Origin of the sequence: Streptomyces sp. NPDC059371 (assembly GCF_042751995.1) — a bacterium.
In the GTDB taxonomy this organism is placed as follows: Bacteria; Actinomycetota; Actinomycetes; order Streptomycetales; family Streptomycetaceae; genus Streptomyces.
Genome location: NZ_JBHYXD010000132.1, coordinates 1 through 20,885 on the forward strand (window position 1 = coordinate 1; position 20,885 = coordinate 20,885).

The window sequence follows — 20,885 nt, forward strand, 5'->3', positions numbered from 1 at the left end:
GGGGGCGGGGCGGGTGGGCGCGCGCGCCGGGGGGGGGGCTGGGGGGCGGCGGCGCGCGCCCCCCCCCCCCGCCCCCCCCCCCCCCCCGGGCCGGGTGCTCGGCGAATACGTTCCGAAGGCGGAGCACGGCCTGATCGTGCAGGTCTGTCTCGCGCTGATGGTCACCAGCGTCGTGTCGGCGGCGTTCATGCTGCTGCAGAACCTCACGCTGCTGCGGATGGAGGGCCGGGTCGAGGCGACTCTCCAGCCGGCCGTGTGGGACCGGCTGCTGCGGCTGCCCACCTCGTTCTTCGCCGCCCGTTCGACCGGTGAGCTCGCGAGTGCCGCGATGGGCGTGAGCGCGATCCGGCGGCTGCTCGCGGGTATCGGCCCGACGCTGGCCCAGGCGGGCACGGTCGGCGCGATGAACCTGGGCCTGCTGCTCTGGTACAGCGTGCCGATGGCGCTGGCCGCGATCGGCATGCTCGTGGTCGTCGCGGCCGTGTTCCTGGGTCTCGGTCTGTGGCAGGTGCGCGGGCAGCGCCGTCTGGTGGTGCTGGGCAACAAGCTCAACAACCGGGCGTTCCAGACCCTGCGCGGGCTGCCCAAGCTGCGCGTCGCCGCGGCCGAGAACTACGCGTACGCGGCCTGGGCGGGCGAGTTCGCGCGCAGCCGTGAACTCCAGCAGCGCGTCGGCCGCGTCAAGAACCTCACGACGGTGATGGGCGCGGTGTATCTGCCGCTCTGCTCCCTGCTGATGTTCATGCTCCTGGCGGGCCCGGCGCACGGTTCGCTGTCGGCCGCGGACTTCCTCACGTTCAGCACGTCGCTGACGATGCTGCTGACGTCGGTCACCCAGATCACCGGCGCGCTCGTCTCCGCGGTGGCCGCGCTGCCGATGTTCGAGGAGATCCGGCCGGTGCTCGACGCGACGCCCGAGGTGCGCGGGGCGAGTACGCGTCCCGGTGTCCTGTCCGGCTCGATCGAGGCGCGGCGGCTGTCGTTCCGGTACGCCGACGACGGTCCGCTCGTCCTGGACGACGTGTCGTTCGCCGTCCGGCCGGGCGAGTTCGTGGCGGTCGTCGGGCCGAGCGGCTGCGGAAAGTCCACCCTGCTGCGGCTGCTGATCGGCTTCGACCGGCCGGTGTCGGGCAGTGTGCTGTACGACGGCCAGGATCTCGGGGCCCTCGACCAGTCCGCCGTACGGCGGCAGTGCGGCGTGGTGCTCCAGCACGCGCAGCCCTTCACGGGGTCGATCCTCGACTGCATCTGCGGCACCGAGGCGTACACGCCGGAGGAGGCGATGGAGGCGGCCGGTATGGCGGGTCTGGCCGAGGACATCAGGCGGATGCCGATGGGGCTGCACACGCTGGTGGCGGGCAGCGGCGCGATCTCGGGCGGCCAGCGCCAACGTCTCATGATCGCCCAGGCGTTGATACGACGGCCCCGCATCCTCTTCTTCGACGAGGCGACCAGCGCGCTGGACAACGCGACGCAGCGCACGGTGATCGAGAGCACCAAGGCCCTGAACGCCACCCGGGTGGTGATCGCGCACCGGCTCTCGACGGTGCTGGACGCGGACCGGGTCATCGTGATGGAGAACGGCCGGATCGCCCAGCAGGGCCCGCCCGCGCGGTTGCTGGCGGACACGGGCGGGCGGCTGCACGAGCTGGTGCGGCGGCAGCTCGCCTGAGCAGCCAGTCCGCGCCGGCACCGGGCCCCGAGGGGACACCCGTCTCGACGTAGTTCTCGTAGATCTCCTCCCGGGCGGGGAACCGGCCGAGGGCCCGCGGGCCCTCGGCCGGTTCCCGCGCGATGGTCCGGGCTCTCGTTCCACGGTCCAGGGACGCGCATGGGACGGACGTCACACCCGGCCGCCTAGCGAAACGTTGCCGTTTCGCTCGGTCGGGGTTTATGGTCGGAGGGTCGATGTGTACGAAACCGTTTCGTTTACGTGCACGCAAGAGCGTCTTCCCTGGAGTGCTTCTGCCATGTCCCAGACCCTGACCAAAGGCACCGGCGCGGGTGCCGCGGACTCACCGTCCGCGCCCTCGTCGAAGCGGCGCTGGTGGATCCTCTCGATCATCGGCATCGCCCAGCTCATGGTGGTCCTCGACGCCACCATCGTGAACATCGCCCTGCCCTCCGCCCAGGCGGACCTCGGCTTCTCCGACGGCAACCGGCAGTGGATCGTCACCGCGTACTCCCTGGCCTTCGCCTCCCTGCTGCTGCTCGGCGGGCGCATCGCGGACCTCTTCGGCCGCAAGCCCGCGTTCCTGGTCGGCGTCGCCGGATTCGCCGCCGCCTCGGTCCTGGGCGGCGTCTCGACCAGCTTCGGGATGCTGGTCACCGCGCGCGCCCTCCAGGGCGTGTTCGGCGCCCTCCTCGCACCGGCCGCCCTCTCCCTGCTGAACACGACGTTCACCGACGCCAAGGAGCGCGCGAAGGCGTTCAGCGTGTACGGCGCCATCGCCGGTGCCGGCGGCGCGGTGGGCCTGCTGCTCGGCGGCCTCCTGACCGACGCGCTCGACTGGCGCTGGACGCTGTTCGTCAACCTCCTCTTCGCGGTCGTCGCCTTCGCGGGCGGCTGGGTCCTGCTGAGCGGTCACCGTGACGCGGCGGGCTCCAAGCTGGACCTGCCGGGCACCCTGCTGGTCTCCACCGGTCTCTTCTCCCTGGTCTACGGCTTCTCCAACGCCGAGACGCACGACTGGAGCTCGCCCGCCACCTGGGGCTTCCTCGTCGCGGGCGGCGTCCTGCTGGCCGCGTTCGTGTGGTGGCAGACACGGGCCGCGCACCCGCTGCTGCCGATGCGCGTCCTGCTCGACCGCAACCGGGCCGCCTCGTTCCTCGCGGTGCTGATCACCGGCGCGGGCATGTTCGGCGTCTTCCTCTTCCTGACCTACTACCTTCAGCTCAACCTCGGCTTCAGCCCCACCAAGACGGGTGTGGCCTTCCTGCCGATGATGGCGGCCCTGATGGTCATGGCCCAGGTCTCCACCACGGTCCTGGTCCCCCGGATCGGACCGAAGGCCGTCATCCCCGCGGGCTTCGCGGTCGCCGCGCTCGGCATGGCCTGGCTGACGGGCATCGGCATCGGCTCGTCCTTCTCCACCGACGTCCTGCCCCAACTGCTGCTGATCGGCGCGGGTCTCGGCATGGTGATGCCGCCCGCCATGTCGCTGGCCACCGACGGGATCGCTCCCGAGGACGCGGGTGTCGCCTCCGCGACCGTCAACACCATGCAGCAGGTGGGCGGTTCGATCGGTACCGCGCTGCTGAACACGCTCGCCGCGAGCGCCGCGACCAGCTACCTCGCGGGCAAGGACGCGACGGACAAGCTGGTCCAGGCCCAGTCGACGATCGAGAGCTACACCACCGCCTTCTGGTGGTCGGCCGGCTTCTTCGCCGCCGGAGCGCTCCTCGCGCTCGTGCTCTACCGCCGCGGCACACCGGCCCAGGACCCGGACGCCGCACCGGTCGTCCACATGTGACCGGGCCACGCCCGATCACCGTCAGACCGAGGGGCCGCCGTCCGCAGGGGGACGGCGGCCCCTCCCCCGTCCCCGGCGAGCCCGCGCGGCGGGCCCGCGCGCCTGCGGGACCGGCTCGGCCCTCCCCCGGACGGGCCGGTACACGACCAGCGCCCGGTACTCCTTCTCCAGCCTCAGCCCCGGTGCGCCGGGGCGCTGTTCACCGTCGAACGTGAGGGCGTCCGCGCCGACGAATCCGTCCAGCTCCACCCATGGAACCCGCTCGGCCTCGTAGACCCGTGAGTGCTCAAGGGCCCCGAGGACCGCGGCGGCGACGGCACGGGTGCGGGCGAGGCGGTGGCTCGCGTCGACCAGGCGCACATCGAGCAGATCGTCGTCCAGCCGCGGCCGGAACGCGGGGGTCAGCCCCTCCGGCACGTAGCGGCCGTTGCCCGCGAGGAGCAGCCACACACGGCGGGGCCGGCCGTTGACGTTCACCTCGACAGGGCGGGCGGCGCCGAGCACCCGGACCAGGGCGAAGGCCGTCGTCGGCGCGGCGGGCCGGCGCTGCTCCAACTCCGCCCGCAGTCGCGCGAGTTCGGGGTACGGGCCGATGCTGAACTCGTTCAGGAACCAGATGTCCTCCCCCGTCCCCGAGCGGGCGACGCCGACGTCCACCGACACGGCCTCACCCCGGACGACCGCGAGTGCGGTGTCCTCGACGTCCGGAACGCCCACGTCCAGCGCGAAGCGGTCGGCGGTGCCGGCGGAGAACACGGCCAGTGCCAGCCCCCGTTCGGCCGCCGCGCGGGCGGCCGTCCCGGCCCTGGCGTCGCTCCCGCAGACACCGAGCGCGCCACCGGTGTCCACCGCCCGGTCGGCCGCCGCCGCGAGCAGCTCCGTGAAGGGGTCGTCGGGGCCGGCCTCGATCACCTCGGCCTCGGGCAGCAGGGCGCGCAGCCGCCGGGCGCGTGACCCCGGCGCCTCGGGCACCGCGGCACCGGCCGGTTCCTCGACGACGACGACCAGTCCCTTGCCGAGCGGCAGCGCGGGTGCCCGCGCGGCGGGCCGCTCCCGCTCAGGCAGGACGGGGCGCAGCGGCCACCAGCGGCAGGTGAGGGCGGCCGCGCCCGCGCCGATGGCCACACCGGCGAGGACGTCTCCCGGGTAGTGGACGCCCACGTAGACGCGCGAGAAGGCGACGGCGGCGGCCACGGGGGCGACCAGGAGGCCGTAGCGCCTGGACTCCAGGGCGACGGCGGTGGCGAAGGCCGCGGCGGAGGCGGAGTGTCCCGACGGGAAGGACGTGGTGTGCGGCTGACGGGCCAGGCGCCGGATCGCGGGGACGCCCTCCAGCAGCGGGCGGGGGCGGCGGGCGCCCCACTTCACCAGCGTGTTGACGGTGAAGGAGGCCAGTGCCAGCGAGCCGAGGCCGCGCAGCGCCGCCCGTCGTCCGGACGGCCCGCCGACGAGGCCGAGCCCGGCGGCCGTGCCGAGCCACAGGCGGCCGTGGTTGGCCGCGTGGCTGAGCCGCCGCAGCGCCGGATCGGCTCCGGGCACCCGTACGGTGGCCACCCGTGTGAACAGCCGCTGGTCCCAGTCGAGGAGTGCACCCATGCTCCACCGCTACTCCACCTCGGCCGCGTCGGCATCCCGGGTGACCCGGACCGGTGACGGACATGGGCCGTGCGGCGCACGGACGGCCCCGGCGTGGTACGGCACGAGCACGGGCCGGGGACGTCCGGCGTCCGGCGTCCGGCGTCCGGCGTCCGGCGTCCGGCGTCCGGCGTCCGGCGTCCGGCGTCCGGCGTCCGGCGGGGCACCCTCCCCTGTGTGACGCCCGCGTCGCGGACGCCTCGGCGTCACGCGGACATGCCGAAGGCCGGTCGACGGCCCCACTCCGTCTGACCGGCCCTCGGTGCGAAATCACATGGCGCTTCGTGACGGGTCCCGCACTCCCCAGCTACGGATCCCGGTCCATGTCCACGACGGCCACGCGATCCCGGTCTCTCAGAACGCGAAGACCGTCATCCCGTAGGAGGTCTTCACGCACTCGTTGGCGAAGGTGTGCTCGTACGAGACGCGCTTGCCCTGCCAGACGCCTTCGACCGTGACGACCACGGGGTCGTACTGCCTGGTACAGAAGACGTCGTTCCGGGGCGTCAGCGCGTTCAGATCACCCTTGACCGCCCGTAGTTCGGCACAGGCGTCCGGCGCGGCGGGATGGGTCCCGGAGGCCGTCGGGGCACAGTTGAGGGTGACCGCGCGTTCCGGAGTCGCGGCGGCGGCGGTCTGGCCGTGGCCCGTGGTGAGCACCAGGGCGGAGGGGGCGTAGAGCCCGGACGGGGCTGCTTGGGCGGACCCGAGGAGGGGGCCGCAGACGGCGGTGGCCGTCAGGGTGAGAGTCGCTGCCCAACGCGCGGTGTTCGGCATTGTGTGCATCCTTCCGCTCGATCGAATGCGAGACCGGCTCGGTCGGTGCCGGTTCGGCGAGCGCGAGTCTGCCGAGAACGCACAGGAAACACACATCGACCCCACGCGTTTCGGTAACTTTGAGTATTGAATCAGTGGCGCGAAGTCACAGAATTCGAACGTGTGAAGCCCGCAACTGTGCGCCCGCCGACGACCGCCAACGGCCGGCTGGCCGGAAAGACACGGCTCAGCAATAGGCCTGAAACATTCCGCTTGAACCGGCACGCCGACTCGACTTCCGCTGTCGGCGGACTTCTCCCGGACCCCTTGCGTCGCGCCCACGGGAGAGTAATGGTGATTACATGATTACATCGGAGCAACGTGAGAAGCTGCGCGGCTGGTTCGCCGGCCGCCTGCCCGACGATCTCTTCGAGAGCCTGACGGAGGTGACCGCCGACCGTGAGGAGATCACCGTCGTCGGCCGCATCCCCGAGCCGAGGCTCGCCGAAGGCGCCTCGGACGCCGAGAAGGAGGCGGCGCTCCTGGCCCGTATCCAGGAGTTCCGCGAGCGCACCCGCGAGGACCGCGTGGAGGTGGCCCGCGAGGCGGAGCACCGCTTCCGCAAGAAGGTCTCCTGGGGCGTGGAGTGCGGCACCGAGCGCGCCCTGTTCACCCATGTCGCCGCGCCCGTCATGACCCGGCTGCGCCAGCCCGAACGCCAGGTTCTCGACACGCTCGTCGCGGCAGGGGTCGCCCGCAGCCGCAGCGACGCCCTGGCCTGGTGCGTCCGTCTCGTGCAGCGGCACACCGACGACTGGCTGGGCGAACTGCGCGACTCGCTGGAGCATGTGCACCGGGTCCGTGCGCAGGGCCCGGACGCCGGGACGGGGGACGATCCGGGCGACGAGGAGTGACGGAGCCTCAGTCGCGGATGGTCCGGGCGATGTCCAGGGTGAGCCGGTGCCAGGGGTCGCGGGGGTCGCGCCCGGTCAGCTCGCGCACGCGCCGCAGGCGGTAGCGCAGGGACTGGGCATGGAGGTGCAGGGCCCGCGCGGCGGCGTTCGCCGAGCCCGAGTCGATGTACGTCGTGAGGGCGTCCAGCAGATGCCGCTGCGCGGGCTCGGTGAGCGGTCCGAGCACCAGCCGCGCGATGTGGTCCGGCGTGGCCGCCGGACGGCCGCCGAGCAGGGCGAGGACCTGCGCGTCGGCGTCGGTGAGCACCTGCCCGGGCCGATGGGCGTGGGCCGGGGCGGTGTCGAGCGCGTCGGCGGCGAGCCGGTGCGCGAGCGCGATCCGGTCCAGGCCCTCGCCGGTGATGACGCAGCCACGCCAGGACCGTTCGCCGAGGACCGCCCCCACGCGGGCCGACGCCGCGAGCGGCAGCAGCAGGACGGCGCGGGAGCCCCGTACCGTCGCCAGGGAGGTCACCTCGCCGCCGGAAGGGGCCAGCGCGTCGAGCAGATCCGTCGCGGTCCCGTGCGCGGGGTCGAGCACGTCCGTCGCCGTCCCGTGCACGGGATCGGGCCGGTCCGCGGCGGCGGGCTCGGCCACCAGCAGACAGCAGGGGTCCGGAAGGTGGACAGCCAGCCGGGCGGAGCGGTCGGTCAGCGCGCCCACCGAGGCGTGCCGCCCGGCGATCAGGTCGTCGAGCAGCAGGCGCAGCGCCCGGGTCCGGTCGGCGGCCAGGTCCTCGCTGGTGGCCGCGTACGCGGTGGCCATCTCCTCGGAGAGGGTGTCGAGGCTGACGAGAAGCATGCGGGCCAGCGCGAACGCGTCGGCGGCGCCGAGGGCGGGAGCACGGGCGGCGACCTCGTCCGTGAGGACGGTGCCCGCGACCCGGTAGGCGCGCAGCACCGCCCGCACCGGGCGCCCGTCCGCCGCGCGGGCCGAGGCGATGCCCCGGAAGCGCCGGAGGTCGGCCGGTCCCAGGGTGCCGTCGGTGGCCCACAGACGGAGCAGCCGCTCCAGGCCCCAGGCCGCGATGGCCCGTACCTCGGGCAGCCGGCTGTCGTCGAGCGCCGCGTACACCGGGACCTGTTCGTGCACCGCCGCGACGATCGCCTCCACGACCCGCGGGTCGGCGATCATCTCCCGCCGGACGCGTTCGCGGACCTCGGAGGGCTTGTTTGTCACAGTGTGATGATTCCAGCCGCACGTTGTGCGCACCACGGTGGACGGGACTTGTCACCCTCGCCAGGATCGACCTCGTACAGCGCGGTCTTGGGGACGAGAGGCGGGACGTACGGATGGCGAAGCACTGGGCCGATTTCCAGTACGAGATCTACCTGAACGGAATGACGGGCGCCGTGCCGCGGCTGCCCACCGATCTGACGCGGCTGGAGGAGCTGACCGAGCAGCGGCTCGGTCCGGGTCCGGTCGGCTATGTGGCGGGAAGCGCGGGCGACGGCAGCACGGCGCGCGCCAATCGCGCGGCCCTCGCGCGGCGCCGGATCGTGCCGCGCATGCTGCGGGACGTCCACGAACGCGACCTGTCCGTCGAGGTGCTGGGGCGCCCGCTGCCCGCGCCGCTCGCGCTCGCGCCGATCGGCGTGCTGTCGATCATGCATCCGGACGCGGAGTGCGCCGCGGCGCGGGCCGCCGCCGCGCAGGGGGTCCCGTACATCCTGTCCTCCGCCTCCAGCACTCCCCTGGAGCAGGTCGCCGAGGCGATGGGCGACGGCGAGCGCTGGTTCCAGCTCTACTGGGCGAAGGACCGCGAGGTCACGCGCAGTTTCCTGGACCGGGCGAAGGCGGCCGGGTTCACGGCGCTGTTCGTCACGCTCGACACCCCGCTGCTGGCGTGGCGCCCGCGTGACCTCGACCAGGCGTACCTGCCGTTCCTGCACGGTGTGGGCACCGCCAACTACTTCTCCGACCCGGCGTTCCGGGCCGGGCTGGCCAAGCCGGTGCACGAGGACCCGAACGCGGCCGTGATGCACTTCGTGAGCATGTTCGCGGACCCCGGCAAGACCTGGCCGGACCTGGCCTTCCTGCGGGAGAACTGGGACGGGCCGATCGTCCTCAAGGGCATCCTGCACCCGGACGACGCCCGGAAGGCCGCCGAGGCCGGGATGGACGGCGTGGTGGTCTCCAACCACGGCGGCCGGCAGGTCGCCGGGTCCGTCGCGGCCGCCGACGCGCTGCCCCGCGTGGCGGCCGCGGTGGGCGACCGGCTGACCGTGCTCTTCGACAGCGGCATCCGCACCGGCGACGACGTCTTCAAGGCGCTCGCCCTCGGAGCGCGGGCGGTGCTCGTCGGACGCCCGTACGCCTACGGTCTCGGCCTCGACGGCCAGGCGGGCGTCGAACACGTCGTCCGCTGTCTGCTCGCCGAGTTCGATCTGACCCTCGCCCTGTCCGGACACGCCCGCCCCGCCTCGCTCGGCCCCGACGACCTCATCGAGGAGACCGCATGACCGTCACCAGGAACGTGCTCGCCGTCGTCTCTCCGCACGTGGGCGGCCGCACGGCGGGAGCGGCGCTCGCCACCCTCTTTCCGGGACAGGCCCGCGTCACCGTCGTGGAGGCCACGGACGAGGACCCCGCCGCGCTGCGCGAGGCGCATGTCGTCGTCACCGGCCTCGGACCGGTGACCGCCGAACACATCGCCGCCGCACCGGACCTGGAGCTGATCCAGTGCGCGAGTCACGGCTTCGACTACGTCGACCTGGACGCGGCGCGCGAGCGGGGCGTGCCCGTGTGCAACATCGGTTCCAGCGGGGCCGAGAAGCAGAACGTGGCCGAGCAGACCTTCGCCCTCATGCTCGCCCTGGCCAAGCAACTGGTGCCCGCCCACACGGCGTTGACCGAGGCGGACTGGGCGCTGCCCCGGCTCCAGCAGTCGATCACGGAGCTGTCCGGCAAGACGCTCGGCATCGTGGGACTCGGCCACATCGGCGAGGAGGTCGCACGGCGCGCGGCCGCGTTCGACATGAGCATCGTGTACGCCGGTCCCACGCGCGCGTCCGCCGAGACGGAGACCCGGCTCGGTGCCCGCCATGTCGAACTGGAGGAACTGCTGCGCGTGTCGGACTATGTGAGCCTGCACGCGCCGCTGACCGGCGCGACGCGTCATCTCCTGAACGCCGAACGGCTCGCGCTGCTCAAGCCGACCGCGTTCGTCGTCAACACCTCGCGGGGCGCCCTGATCGACCAGGACGCCCTCGCGGACGCGCTGCACGCGGGCGCCCTCGCCGGAGCGGGCCTGGACGTCTTCGACCCCGAACCGCCCACCCCGGACCTGCGGTTGCTCAAGGCGCCGAACGTCGTGCTCTCCCCGCACGTCGCCGGTGTCACCCGCGAGACACTCGTACGGATAGCCCTGGCCGCGGTCCAGAACGCCGCGGACTTCATCGCGGGCAAGCCGCCCCAGGACGTCGTCTCGTAACCGGCGACGGCGGACTCGGCACCCGGCTACGGGCGTTCGGTCCGCCAGCGCTGGATGTCGGACCAGTCGCGGACCTTGACCACGATGTCGGCGCCGGGGTCCGTGGACGCGGGTGCGACGGCCAGTCCGTCGCGCCCGCGGGACAGCAACTCGCCCTCGTCGGTGAGGTCGTAGCGCAGGTCCTCGCGCCGCTCCCTGTCCTCGACGGCGCAGCGGCCGAGGACGAGGACGCCGTCGTCGGCCTGGGCGTCGAGGCAGAGCCCGGGACTGGCGACGCTGTGCAGCAGTCCCTCCTTCTCGTACACCCACTGCTGGGTCCAGGCGGACGAGCACACGTCCAGCGTGGCCTCGGCGCCCTCGACGGCCTTGGCGTCGCGTACGTCGAGGCACAGGTCGGCGTCCACGTTACGCAGCCGGGTCCGCTCACCCTTCGCGGCGGCGGACGGCGTCGACGTCACGGGCGGGACCTGCGAACCCTGGGTCGGCGACAGGGTCCGGCTGCTGCTGGCCCCGATGGCGGCGGCGGAGTCGGTGCCGCCCTCCTCGTTCGGCCACAGGCTCACCGCGAGGACCGTCGCCACGAGGGCGGCCGACAGTCCGGCCCCGGTGACCAGGACCTGCTGGGACCCCTCCGCCGACCTCGCGGCCCGGCGTCCCGTCGACGAGGACAGGGGCTGCGCACGCCGGCGTCCGCCGGATCGCCCACCGTCCCCCGGGCCCACACCGGCTTCGAAGCGTCCTTCGGTGCCGAGGCCTCCGGCCCTGCCGGAACGTCCCTCGGCTTCAACTCCTCCGCCCGCACCGGAGAAGTCCTCGCCTCCGAGGCCTCCGCCCGCACCGAAGCCCTCCTCGGCACCGGGTCCTGCGCCCGTGTCGAAGCCTCCCTCGGCACCGAGGCCCGCGCCCGTGTCGAAGCGTCCGTCGGCACCGGGACCTCCGCCCGCACCGAAACCCCCCTCAGCACCGGGACCTCCGCCCGCACCGAAACCCCCCTCAGCACCGAGGCCTCCGGCCGCGCCGGAGAAGTCCTCGCCCGCGAGGCCTCCGCCCGCGCCGGAGCGCCCCTCGGCGCTTCGGCGTCCGGCCGTGCCGGAGCGCCCACGGGCTGCCGGGGGCTCGCCGTTCTCCGCGCGTAGGTCGTCTCCGGAGCGCGCGCCCTCTCCGGACCGCTCGCGGCCCGCCCGGCGTCCTTCGCCCAGGAGACGTCCGCTCTTCGCGGGGCTCTCGTCGCGTCGCCGCCGTCGGCCCCGGAACGGGGAGACGCTGAGCGGCAGCAGCCCCTGCCGTCCGCGTGACCGGCGCGAGTCGAAGTAGCGGCGGGCGCCCCAGCCGAGCACGGACTCGGCGATCAGAACTCCCAACCCGCCCTCGAAATGGCCGAGTTGCGCCGCCGCGTGGCGGCAGTAGGAGCACTCAGACAGATGCTGCCGCACATCCGGCAGCAGGGCGTCGCCGCGCCGGATCGGCGCGTCGAGGAGCCGGTTGTGGAAACGGCATTCCCTGGTCGGGGCGAATTCCAGATGGGCCCGCAGACAGGCCTGGCGGAATTGCTCGCGGGCCTGTTCCCAGGCGGCGACCGCGATGGGCTCCTCCATGCCGAGAAGACCGGCCGGCACGGACAGCGATTCGGCCTCCACCTCGGTGTGCCACAACAGGCACCGGGCGGCGCCTGGAAGACCGAGGAAGGCGTGTTCGGCGAGCTTGCGGTTCTCGCCCGTCATGGACTTCGCCGCGCGCATTCCGCGGCCCCCCGCCGGTTTCCGCAAGGCCGGCAGGGCGTCGCATATCCGGTCGTCCGCGGCCCAGGTCCGGACGGTGTCCCGTACCGTCACGAGGAGTTCGGGCCGCAGCGCGAGAGCCTGCTCGCCCTCGCCGATACGGTCGAGGACGTGGTGGAAGGAGGCGTCGGTCACCAGGGAGGCGACCGGCGCCGAAGTGGCGAGGCAGATCACCGCGTAGTCGTACGCCGGCCGCCAGTGCCGGGCCGTCAGCAGGGCGACGGGGCGGGTGGTGTCGGCCTCCGCCCCGCCTCTGAGCACAGCGGCGAGTTCGTCGTCGGGCTCGCCGAAGTATCCGCCCGGCGGACGATCGGGCAGCGGCGGGTGGGGGGTGCGCACGGGAGCGGGTTCCTTCCGAGGTGCAAGGTGGCACACAGGTCGTGCTTGCCCGTCGAAAAGGAATCCCGATTGGTGTGGACCTTTTGACGGAGCGCCGGGAGAACGGCCGGGGACGAAGGCCGTGCGGCGACCGTCGCCCAGGGAGCCTCTTGGGCTCGTCGACAGCCGGGAATGGCGAACAGCGATTCAGACCCGGCCCTTGACCAAGCGCGGGAGGCTCACCCTCGCACAACACACTCGTTACCAACAAGGCGCACGAGCGAGATCAGCCTTATTGAAATCCCGTCAAAAGCGAACGGTGCCCCGGCGGGGCCGTACCGGCCTTCCCCGCTCCCCGCGCCCCGTGCGAACCGTGCGCGCGCACCGGGTTCTCACGCACGCTCCCTGCGTACGGAGCCCCGCGTTCCGCGGATCCGTGCGCAGGGCCGTCCCGCACGCACGGCTGTCCTGGCTCTTCGTGTTCGAGGGTGCGCACGACGCCCAGCCACTAGTCTGGAACCCGGACGACGCGCAGGTTCACTGTGAGTGTGCGTACAAGGGAAAGTGGCGATGATGAGCCCGGTCCACCCTCTCGACGAGGCCGCCACCGCACGGGTGGTCATCGACGGGAACGGCACCCTGATCCACTGGAGCGAGGGCGCCCGCCGGCTCCTCGGTCACGCCCCCGCGGAGGTCGAGGGCCGCCCGGCGGCGGATCTCCTGGCCCCCGGAACCCCGGGTTCGCTCCCGGGGTCGGCCGGCGACCGCCGGTACGGAGTACTCGCCCTGCGTCACCGCGACGGCCGGATCCTGTCCGTGTGGCTGCTCGCCCACCGCCTGGAGCGGGACGGGTCCTGGCTCGTGGTCACCCCGCTGGAGGGCCGGGAGCCCCGCGCCCTCGAGGACCCGCTGGTCCGCGCCGTTCTCGCGCAGGCGCCCTGCGCCATGGCCGTCTACGACGAGCGGCTGCGGCTGTACGGCCTCAACGACGCGATGTCCGAGGTGACCGGCCTCCCCGAGGACCGCATCCGGGGCCTCAGGGTCTCCGAGATCGGCTCCCGGCGGAACGGCGAACTGCTCGAGCGGGAGATGACCGAGGTCCTGGCGTCCGGCCGGGCGCGTGCCGTGGAGACGTACGCGCGCGGCGGCGGCGAGGACCGGGCGCACCACTGGCTCGCGCGGATCGCCCCGCTCACCGACACCCATGGACGCGTGATCGGCGTGTGCGTGTCCGCGCACGACTTCACCGAGCAGTACCGCGCCCGCGAGCGGCTCCAGTTGGTCAACGAGGCGAGCGTGCGCGTCGGCACCACCCTCGACGTCACCCGGACGGCCCAGGAGCTTGCCGACGTCTGCGTCCCCGCCCTCGCCGACTTCGTCAGCGTCGACCTCCTCGATCCCCCGGAGGACGGCGGCGAGTACGACGTCGGGCCCCCGGCCGCCCCGGTCACGCTCCGCCGTGCCGCCCACCGGTCGGTGAACGCGGGCAACCCGGAGGCGGTCCTCGAACCCGGCGACGTCGACGTCTATCCCGCGTCCTCGCCGCAGGCCGACTCGCTGCTCGCCGGCCGGCCCCTCGTCGCGCCGAACGCGCCCGGCACGCTGGAGGAGTGGCTGAGCTGGGACGGACCGCGCGGCAGACATGTGCGCGAGTACGGCGTCCACGCCACCATGTCGGTGCCCGTCCGGGCCCGTGGCCGGACCCTCGGAGTCGTCGTCCTCAGCCGGTTCCGGCGGCCCGACCCCTTCACCGCCGACGACGTGCTGCTCGCCGAGGAGGTCACGGCCCGGGCCGCCGTCTGCATCGACAACGCCCGCCGCTTCTCGCGCGAGCGGCAGACCGCGCTGGCCCTGCAGCGCAGTCTCCTCCCCCGGTCCCTCCCCCGGACGGCGGCCCTGGAGGCGGCTTCGCGCTATCTGCCCGCCGCGCGGGCCGGGGTCGGCGGCGACTGGTTCGACGTGATCCCGCTGTCCGGGATGCGGGTCGCCATGGTCGTCGGCGATGTCATCGGCAACGGCATCCAGGCCTCGGCGACCATGGGCCGGCTGCGCACCGCCGTCCGTACCCTCGCCGACATCGATCTGGCCCCGGACGAACTGCTCACCCACCTCGACGACCTCGTCGTACGGCTGTCCGTCGAGGCCGGGGACGAGGGGACCACCGGAGAGGTCGGCGCCACCTGCGTCTACGCGGTGTACGACCCGGTCTCCCGGCGCTGCACGCTCGCCAGCGCGGGCCATCCGCCGCCCGTCGTCCTGCCGCCCGACGGGCCGCCCCGGCAGATCGACGTGCCGCCCGGTCCGGCTCTCGGCCTGGGCGGGCTGCCCTTCGAGTCGGTCGAACTCGACCTGACCGAGGGCACGGTGCTCGCGCTGTACACCGACGGACTGCTGGAGAGCCGCGACCGGGACGTCGAGGCCGGCCTCCGGCTGTTCTGCCGGGCCCTCGAGGAGTCGTCGCGGGATCTGGAGGGGGCGGCCCACGCGATCCTCCTGGCGCTGCTTCCCGTGGGCGGCGCGCCGGACGACGTGGCACTGCTGCTCGCCCGCACGCAGGGCCTCGCCCCGTCCAATGTGGCGACCTGGGACATCCCCGCCGACCCCGCCCTCGTCGCGCCGATCCGCAAGCAGGTCGCCGATCAACTGGAGCGCTGGAGCCTGACCGTGGCCACCTTCACGGCCGAACTGGTGGTGAGCGAACTGGTCACCAACGCCATCCGCTACGGCGAACCGCCCATCAGACTGCGGCTCATCCACGACACCGAGATCCTGATCTGCGAGGTCTCGGACAGCAGTCACACCGCGCCGCATCTGCGCCGGGCGAAGACGTTCGACGAGGGCGGACGCGGGCTGCTCCTCGTCGCCCAGCTCACCCAGCGCTGGGGCAGCCGGCACACGCCGGAGGGCAAGACCATCTGGGCGGAGCTGTCCCTCCACGGCGAGGAGTGAGCGCCGCTCCGGGACAGGTCGACGACGAGCGAGCCCTGTTCGGGGACCGGTCGCCGGCCCGTCTTCGCGGCCGTCCGGAGCGAGACGCCGGGCGGGGCGGCGACGCGAGGGGAGGGCGTTCACGGGCCTGAGCCGCCCCGTCTGATGTGATGGAGGGCGCCGCCATCACCGCCCGGAGGAACACCATCCTGAACAGCCCGCTCGTCCAAGGCGTCCCCGGTGCGACCGGCACCCCCTTGGCCGCCGCTCTCGCGAGCCCGTTCGCCGAGACCCTGTCCGTCGTCCTGCTCGCGGCCGTCCTGGTGTGCGCGGTCGTGCGGCCGTTCAACTGGCCGGAGGCGGTCGTGGTCGTGCCGGCCGCGGGCCTGGTCCTGGCCACCGGAGCGATCTCCTGGGACCACACCCGCGCGGAGGCCGCCCATCTGGGTCCGGTGATCGGCTTCCTGGCGGCGGTCCTCGTCCTGGCCAAGTACTGCGACGACGAGGGGCTCTTCCAGGCGTGCGGCGCCTGGATGGCTCGCTGGGCCGCGGGGCAGCCGGGCCGGCTGCTGACCGCGGTGTTCGTGCTCGCCTCGGCGATCACGGCGGTGCTCAGCCTGGACGCCACCATCGTGCTGCTCACCCCCGTCGTCTTCGCGACGGCGGCGCGGATGGGGGCACGCCCGAAGCCGCACGTGTACGCGTGCACCCACCTGTCGAACACCGCCTCACTGCTCCTGCCGGTCTCCAACCTCACCAACCTGCTGGCGTTCACCGCCAGCGGTCTGAGCTTCACCCGGTTCGCCGCGCTGATGGTGCTGCCCTGGCTGGTCGCGATCGGCGCGGAGTACGTGGTCTTCCGCCGCTTCTTCGCCCGTGACCTCGCGGCGGGCGCGTCCGCCCGGCGTGCGGAGGAATCGCCGGAGGTGCCGCTGTTCGCCCTGATCACCGTGGGCTGCACCCTGGCCGGTTTCGTCCTCGCCTCGGCCGTCGGCATCGACCCGGCCTGGTCCGCCGCCGCGGGGGCGCTCGTCCTGGCCGGCCGTGCCCTCGTCCGCCGCCGCACCACCCCGCTCACCGTGGTGCGCGCGGCCGCGCCGTCCTTCCTCGCCTTCGTCCTCGCGCTCGGCATCGTCGTCCGCGCGGTCGTGGACAACGGGCTGGCCGACGCCCTCGACGACCTCCTTCCGACGGGCGGCTCGCTGCCGGCACTGCTCGGCATCGCCGCGATCGCCGCCGTCCTGGCCAATCTGATCAACAACCTGCCCGCGGTCCTCGTCCTGCTGCCGCTGGCCGCCGACTCGGGCTCGGGCGCGGTGCTGGCCGTCCTGCTCGGCGTCAACATCGGGCCCAATCTGACGTACGCGGGTTCCCTCGCGACGCTGCTGTGGCGACGTATCGTGCATCAGCACGAACACGGCGTCGACCTGAAGGAGTTCACCCGGCTGGGCCTGATCGCCGTGCCCGCGGCGCTGGTGCCCGCCGTCCTGGCGCTGTGGGTCTCGCTCCACGTCATCGGAGGCTGATGGACATGCGGGTGGTCGTCTGGCTGGTCGAGGGAACCTGGCCCGCGTGCGTGGACGCCGTAGGGACGCACGCTCCCGGGGCGAGTGAGGTGGTGCTGCTGCATGTCACGGACCTGGCCGTGCCCGGTCTCGCGCACGGCGCCTTCGCCGGGCTCCTCGGACGCGGACGCTCCGAGCCCGATCCCGGCGACCTCCTGGAGACCCTGGGCACGGCCTCCGCGGCCGAACTCCTCGACGCGGCGGCCCAGCGGCTCGGGGGCCCGGCGACCCGCGTGGAGCGCACCGGCCGGGTGGAGCGGGAGGTCGTCGCGGCGACGGAGGGCGCCGGTCTGCTCGTCCTGGCCCGCGACGGCGACCGCAGCCGGCTCGGCCCGCACAGCCTGGGACCGGCCGGACGCTTCGTCGTCGACCACGCCCCCTGCCCGGTGCTGCTCGTGTGGCCCGAACCGGCACCGGACGTCACGACGTTGCCGCCCCCGCCCCCGCATCCGCCGCACCACCCGGACCATCACCCGGACCATCCGAACCACCCGCGCCCCTGAGGACACCGGCCGGGCGGAGCAGCCTACCGGCGGCGCCCTCGGCCGAGGCGGTCACTTGACGAAGTCGGGCATGCGCGCTTTGATCCTCAGCGTGCCGTGGTGCGACCCGGCACGCAGAGGTGCGCCCAGCCGGTAACGGACCAGGTTCAAGTCCGGCCAAAGTCGCCAGGATCGCTCGAAGCGTCCGAGGCGGGGACGTACTCGCGATTGATGGAGCGGACATGCCCCCCGTCAAACGTGTTCTCCGCACCGGAGTTCTGGGCACGGCCACGACCCTGGCCGGCCTCCTCGCGCTCGCGGGCTGCGGCGCGGGCAACGACACGAGCGCCCCGCCGCAACCGGTCCCCCGCCCCGGGCGGACGGCGACCTCGGTGCAACTCCCCCCGCTCCACGCGGGGTTCGACTACCAGATCGGCGGTGCCTACGCCCCGGCCGCCGACGTCCGCGTCGTCAGCCGCGACCGCTCGTCCTCACCGGCCCGCGGCCTCTACAACATCTGCTACGTCAACGCCTTCCAGGCCCAGCCCGAGGAACGCGGACAGTGGCCCGCCGACCTGCTGCTGCGCGACGCGGACGGCGAGGTCGTCGTCGACAAGGACTGGAACGAGGCGCTGCTGGACATCCGGACGCCCGACAAGCGGCGGAGGGTGGCCGAGCGGGTCGGCAGGTGGATCGACGACTGCGCCGACAAGGGATTCGACGCGGTCGAGCCCGACAACTACGACAGCTACACCCGCTCACGGAAACTGCTGACCTCGGACGACGCCACCGCCTTCATCACCCTGCTCGCCCGGCACGCACACGCCCGGCATCTGGCGATCGGGCAGAAGAACACCGCCGAACTGGCGGGACTCCGGTCGCGGACCGGGCTCGACTTCGCGGTGGCGGAGGAGTGCGGCGAGTACGACGAGTGCGGCACGTACGCGAAGGCCTTCCACGACCGGGTGGTGGTGATCGAGTACACCGACAGCGGTCTGCGCAAGGCCCGTGGGGCCTTCGGCGGCCGGCTGAGCATCGTGCGCCGGGACGTGATGGTCTCGACGCCCGGCAGCGCGGACTACGTCCGCCGGACGCGCTGACGGAGGCCGGGATGACACACGTGATCGCGCGGCGCCGGCTGCTCCTGGGAGCCGCCGCCGCCGGAGCCCTGGCGGGCTGCGGCAACCCCTCGGACGGCGTCGGCGCCGACGGCAGGGTGACCGTCGAGCTGTGGCACGGCCAGAGCGACACGGCCCGGAAGGCCCTGGAAGCCCTGGTCGCCGAGTTCAACCGCACCCATCCACATGTCCGCGTGGACAGTTCGGGCGGCGGGGTGGTGGCCGACGCCATGCTCCAGAAGGTGACGGCCGCGCTCGCCGCCGGCTCGTACCCCGACATCGCCTACATCTTCGGCTCGGACCTGGCGAGCGTCGCCCGCAGTCCCCGCGTCGTCGACCTGACGTCCGCGCTGCACGAGGGCGACCCGCCCTGGAACTCCTTCTGGGCGCCGGTACGGGACGCGGTGACCGTCAACGGCAAGGTGCGCGCCGCCCCGGCCGTGCTCGACTCGCTGGCCGTCGTCTACAACAAGAAGCTGTTCCGGCAGGCCGGGGTCCCCTTCCCCAAGGCGGGCTGGAGCTGGGACGAGTTCACCGACACCGCGCGCAGACTCACCGATCCCGGGCGCGGGGTGTTCGGCACGGGCTGGCCGGGCACCGGCGACGAGGACACCGTCTGGCGGCTGTGGCCGATGATCTGGGACCTCGGCGGCGGGGGGGTGGGCCCCCCCCCCCCCCCCGGGGAGCGGTCGTATCGGCCTACGGGTGGGTGAGCTCTCGGTGGATGCGCTCGCTGGTCTCGCATGAGTTGGCGGGCATCCGACCGGGCCCTCAGCCAGTGACGGACGGGCCCAGCAGAACGGGACGGGGTATCGCGCGAGGCAGGCGCCGAGCTGCTCGCACATGGCTCTACGGCGGTGGTCCGGGTGCAGCGAGGGGGGTGCGCTCCCGAGACGGTGTCGACCGCTTGGCGGGGCTTTATCAGCTCTCCGCGAGGATGCGGGCGAGTTCGGCACCGAGATCGAAGTGCCGATGTTCCGTGCCGGGCGGCACGGCTGCGTTCGTTTGGTTCAGGAAGGACTCAAGGGCCCGCAGAGGGGCTTCGAGGAGCGCTTCTCCCTCTGGAGTGCTCAGCACGATGCTCACGGTGGCCAGTGCAGAGCTCTGGGTCGGCCAGAGGCGGACGTCACCGTTACCGGTGGGCCGGTGCAGGCCTTCGGCGAGAAGGCCGCGGGCGAACACCCACTCAACGGTTTCCTCGGTTCCGGTGTGGAAGGTGGCGCGCACGGCATAGGGATCGGCGGAGTCATAGCGCAGCTCGGCGGTCATGGGCAGGGAGGTATGGCTCAGGATGTGGCGCAGGTGCACTTCGCGGCTGATCTTCATCGGTGCGAGAACCCTTCGCTTGGCGATGCTTGGGATGCGCAAGAAGTGCGGGGTGTCTCGCGCGCTGTGGCACACGGGACATGATCAGACGATGAGGTGGCGGCCTTGCTCGTCTGGGCGGCGCACGTCGGGCGCGGGGGCGGTCTCAGGCATTGGCGGCCTGCCATGCCTTCGTGTTCCACTCGCGGGTCAGTTCGTCGGCGTACGCGACATCGCGCGCAGTCTCGGCGTCCAGCGCGGTTACGACCACGATGCTGCCTCGGATCTGGTTCGCGCGGCGCTGGGCGGCGGCGGCCTGCTCCTGGCGCTCGGCCTCCTCCTCCGGCACGCACCGCACGAGGAAGATCCGGTCGTCGCTGGTGAAGATCACGAGGTAGCGGCGGAAGTCCTCGATACGCGAGGGGCGGGCCGGACCAGTGGTGGTGTCGGCCAGCGTGGCGCGGGCCGAGTCCAGCAGTTTCGCCACTTCCTCGGTCGCCTTCACGCCCGTGTCCCGCTGGTGCTGGTTGCGGCCGTAGGGCCTTGTCGCGGGCGGGGGCGAACTCCACCGGGGCGTAGATGCTGATCACCCGGCGGGCGTAGGCGTCGCGCTGGTCCCGCTCGGCCTGGGCGGCGCGCGCGGTGTCGGTCACCTTGCCCTGCGTCCAGCTCAGCGCGATAGCGGCGCACGACGTGCCGTAGTACACGACGTCTTCGGCGGTGCCGTCCTCGTTCCCGTCGGCGTCCAGCGGCATGAGCGCGACGGTGCGCTTGAGTCCACGGCGGCCGCAGCAACCGCACGTGTCGTAGTCGTCGACGATGCCTTTGATCGTCCACTTCGGGATGGGCATGGATGGCCTTCCGTGGGGCGGTGGGTGTCGAGCTGCTGGGTATCCGCCGGCGCGGCCTGGGCGCAGGAAGCGGCGGACGTGTTCTTGGCGCGCGGGCTGCTCCGCAGACGCGACGCGCTGCCGCTACGCGGCAGGGGCCGGCGGGCAGCGCTCCGCGCTCCTGATGCGGGGTTGAGCGCTCCGCGCTCGGGGGCGGGTGCGGCCACTGCTGGCCGGTGGGGCCGGGTGGGGCCCCCCCGGGGGGGTTGGGGGTGGCCACCCCCCGGTGAAGGGGGGCACAAGGGTGTGT

Annotated in this window: 14 protein-coding genes and 2 pseudogenes; 10 read left to right on the plus strand and 6 right to left on the minus strand. The window is 73.1% G+C overall.

Annotated features, from left to right (window positions below):
• Positions 1–76: 76 nt before the first annotated feature.
• Together ACFXGX_RS39620 and ACFXGX_RS39625 are read left to right on the plus strand one after the other, a co-directional pair.
• Positions 77–1,672 (plus strand): annotated as a pseudogene (locus ACFXGX_RS39620) (NHLP bacteriocin export ABC transporter permease/ATPase subunit); the annotation flags it as partial.
• Positions 1,673–1,970: 298 nt separating this feature from the next.
• Complete coding sequence (locus ACFXGX_RS39625; protein ID WP_384802124.1) at positions 1,971–3,473, plus strand: MFS transporter; 1,503 nt, start codon at positions 1,971–1,973, stop codon at positions 3,471–3,473.
• Positions 3,474–3,494: 21 nt separating this feature from the next.
• On the opposite strand, the gene ACFXGX_RS39630 is transcribed toward ACFXGX_RS39625, so the two are convergent.
• Both ACFXGX_RS39630 and ACFXGX_RS39635 read right to left on the minus strand, forming a co-directional pair.
• The gene (locus tag ACFXGX_RS39630; protein ID WP_384802126.1) at positions 3,495–5,069 is read right to left on the minus strand and encodes a phosphatase PAP2 family protein; all 1,575 of its coding nucleotides are present in this window, start codon (positions 5,067–5,069) and stop codon (positions 3,495–3,497) included.
• 393 nt (positions 5,070–5,462) lie between these two features.
• Positions 5,463–5,885, minus strand: a complete 423-nt coding sequence (locus ACFXGX_RS39635; RefSeq protein WP_384802129.1) for a protease inhibitor — start codon at positions 5,883–5,885, stop codon at positions 5,463–5,465.
• A 341-nt stretch (positions 5,886–6,226) separates the two neighbouring features.
• Here ACFXGX_RS39635 and ACFXGX_RS39640 point away from each other — a divergent pair, with 341 nt between their 5' ends.
• A complete protein-coding gene (locus ACFXGX_RS39640) occupies positions 6,227–6,778 on the plus strand; it encodes a hypothetical protein (RefSeq protein WP_384802132.1) in 552 nt (183 codons plus the stop codon).
• A 7-nt stretch (positions 6,779–6,785) separates the two neighbouring features.
• Here ACFXGX_RS39640 and ACFXGX_RS39645 read toward each other — a convergent pair whose 3' ends face one another.
• The gene (locus tag ACFXGX_RS39645) at positions 6,786–7,997 is read right to left on the minus strand and encodes a helix-turn-helix domain-containing protein (protein ID WP_384802135.1); all 1,212 of its coding nucleotides are present in this window, start codon (positions 7,995–7,997) and stop codon (positions 6,786–6,788) included.
• Positions 7,998–8,110: 113 nt separating this feature from the next.
• Between ACFXGX_RS39645 and ACFXGX_RS39650 the strand changes: the two genes are divergently transcribed.
• Complete coding sequence (locus tag ACFXGX_RS39650; protein WP_384802138.1) at positions 8,111–9,280, plus strand: lactate 2-monooxygenase; 1,170 nt, start codon at positions 8,111–8,113, stop codon at positions 9,278–9,280.
• Positions 9,277–10,251 carry a 2-hydroxyacid dehydrogenase gene (locus tag ACFXGX_RS39655; protein ID WP_384802141.1) on the plus strand — a complete coding sequence of 325 codons (975 nt, stop codon included), beginning with the start codon at positions 9,277–9,279 and terminating at the stop codon, positions 10,249–10,251. The genes ACFXGX_RS39650 and ACFXGX_RS39655 overlap by 4 nt, the downstream gene beginning before the upstream one ends.
• A 26-nt stretch (positions 10,252–10,277) precedes the next feature.
• Here ACFXGX_RS39655 and ACFXGX_RS39660 read toward each other — a convergent pair whose 3' ends face one another.
• Positions 10,278–12,368 (minus strand): RICIN domain-containing protein, encoded by a 2,091-nt coding sequence (locus ACFXGX_RS39660; RefSeq protein WP_384802144.1) that lies wholly within the window; start codon positions 12,366–12,368, stop codon positions 10,278–10,280.
• Between the two features lie 552 nt (positions 12,369–12,920).
• Here ACFXGX_RS39660 and ACFXGX_RS39665 point away from each other — a divergent pair.
• From ACFXGX_RS39665 to ACFXGX_RS39685, 5 genes and pseudogenes are all read left to right on the plus strand, one after another.
• On the plus strand, positions 12,921–15,296 hold the full coding sequence (locus ACFXGX_RS39665; RefSeq protein WP_384802160.1) for a SpoIIE family protein phosphatase: 2,376 nt from the start codon (positions 12,921–12,923) through the stop codon (positions 15,294–15,296).
• A gap of 149 nt (positions 15,297–15,445) precedes the next feature.
• On the plus strand, positions 15,446–16,801 hold the full coding sequence (locus ACFXGX_RS39670) for an arsenic transporter (protein ID WP_384802146.1): 1,356 nt from the start codon (positions 15,446–15,448) through the stop codon (positions 16,799–16,801).
• Positions 16,802–16,806: 5 nt separating this feature from the next.
• Positions 16,807–17,343, plus strand: a complete 537-nt coding sequence (locus ACFXGX_RS39675; RefSeq protein WP_384802149.1) for a universal stress protein — start codon at positions 16,807–16,809, stop codon at positions 17,341–17,343.
• A gap of 221 nt (positions 17,344–17,564) precedes the next feature.
• Positions 17,565–18,422, plus strand: a complete 858-nt coding sequence (locus ACFXGX_RS39680) for an endo alpha-1,4 polygalactosaminidase (RefSeq protein ID WP_384802152.1) — start codon at positions 17,565–17,567, stop codon at positions 18,420–18,422.
• Between the two features lie 11 nt (positions 18,423–18,433).
• Positions 18,434–19,093, plus strand: a pseudogene (locus tag ACFXGX_RS39685) (extracellular solute-binding protein); the annotation flags it as partial.
• 268 nt (positions 19,094–19,361) lie between these two features.
• On the opposite strand, the gene ACFXGX_RS39690 reads toward ACFXGX_RS39685, so the two are convergent.
• Positions 19,362–19,766, minus strand: a complete 405-nt coding sequence (locus tag ACFXGX_RS39690) for an SsgA family sporulation/cell division regulator (RefSeq protein WP_384802154.1) — start codon at positions 19,764–19,766, stop codon at positions 19,362–19,364.
• A 145-nt stretch (positions 19,767–19,911) separates the two neighbouring features.
• Positions 19,912–20,250, minus strand: a complete 339-nt coding sequence (locus ACFXGX_RS39695; protein ID WP_384802157.1) for a hypothetical protein — start codon at positions 20,248–20,250, stop codon at positions 19,912–19,914.
• Positions 20,251–20,885: the final 635 nt, after the last annotated feature.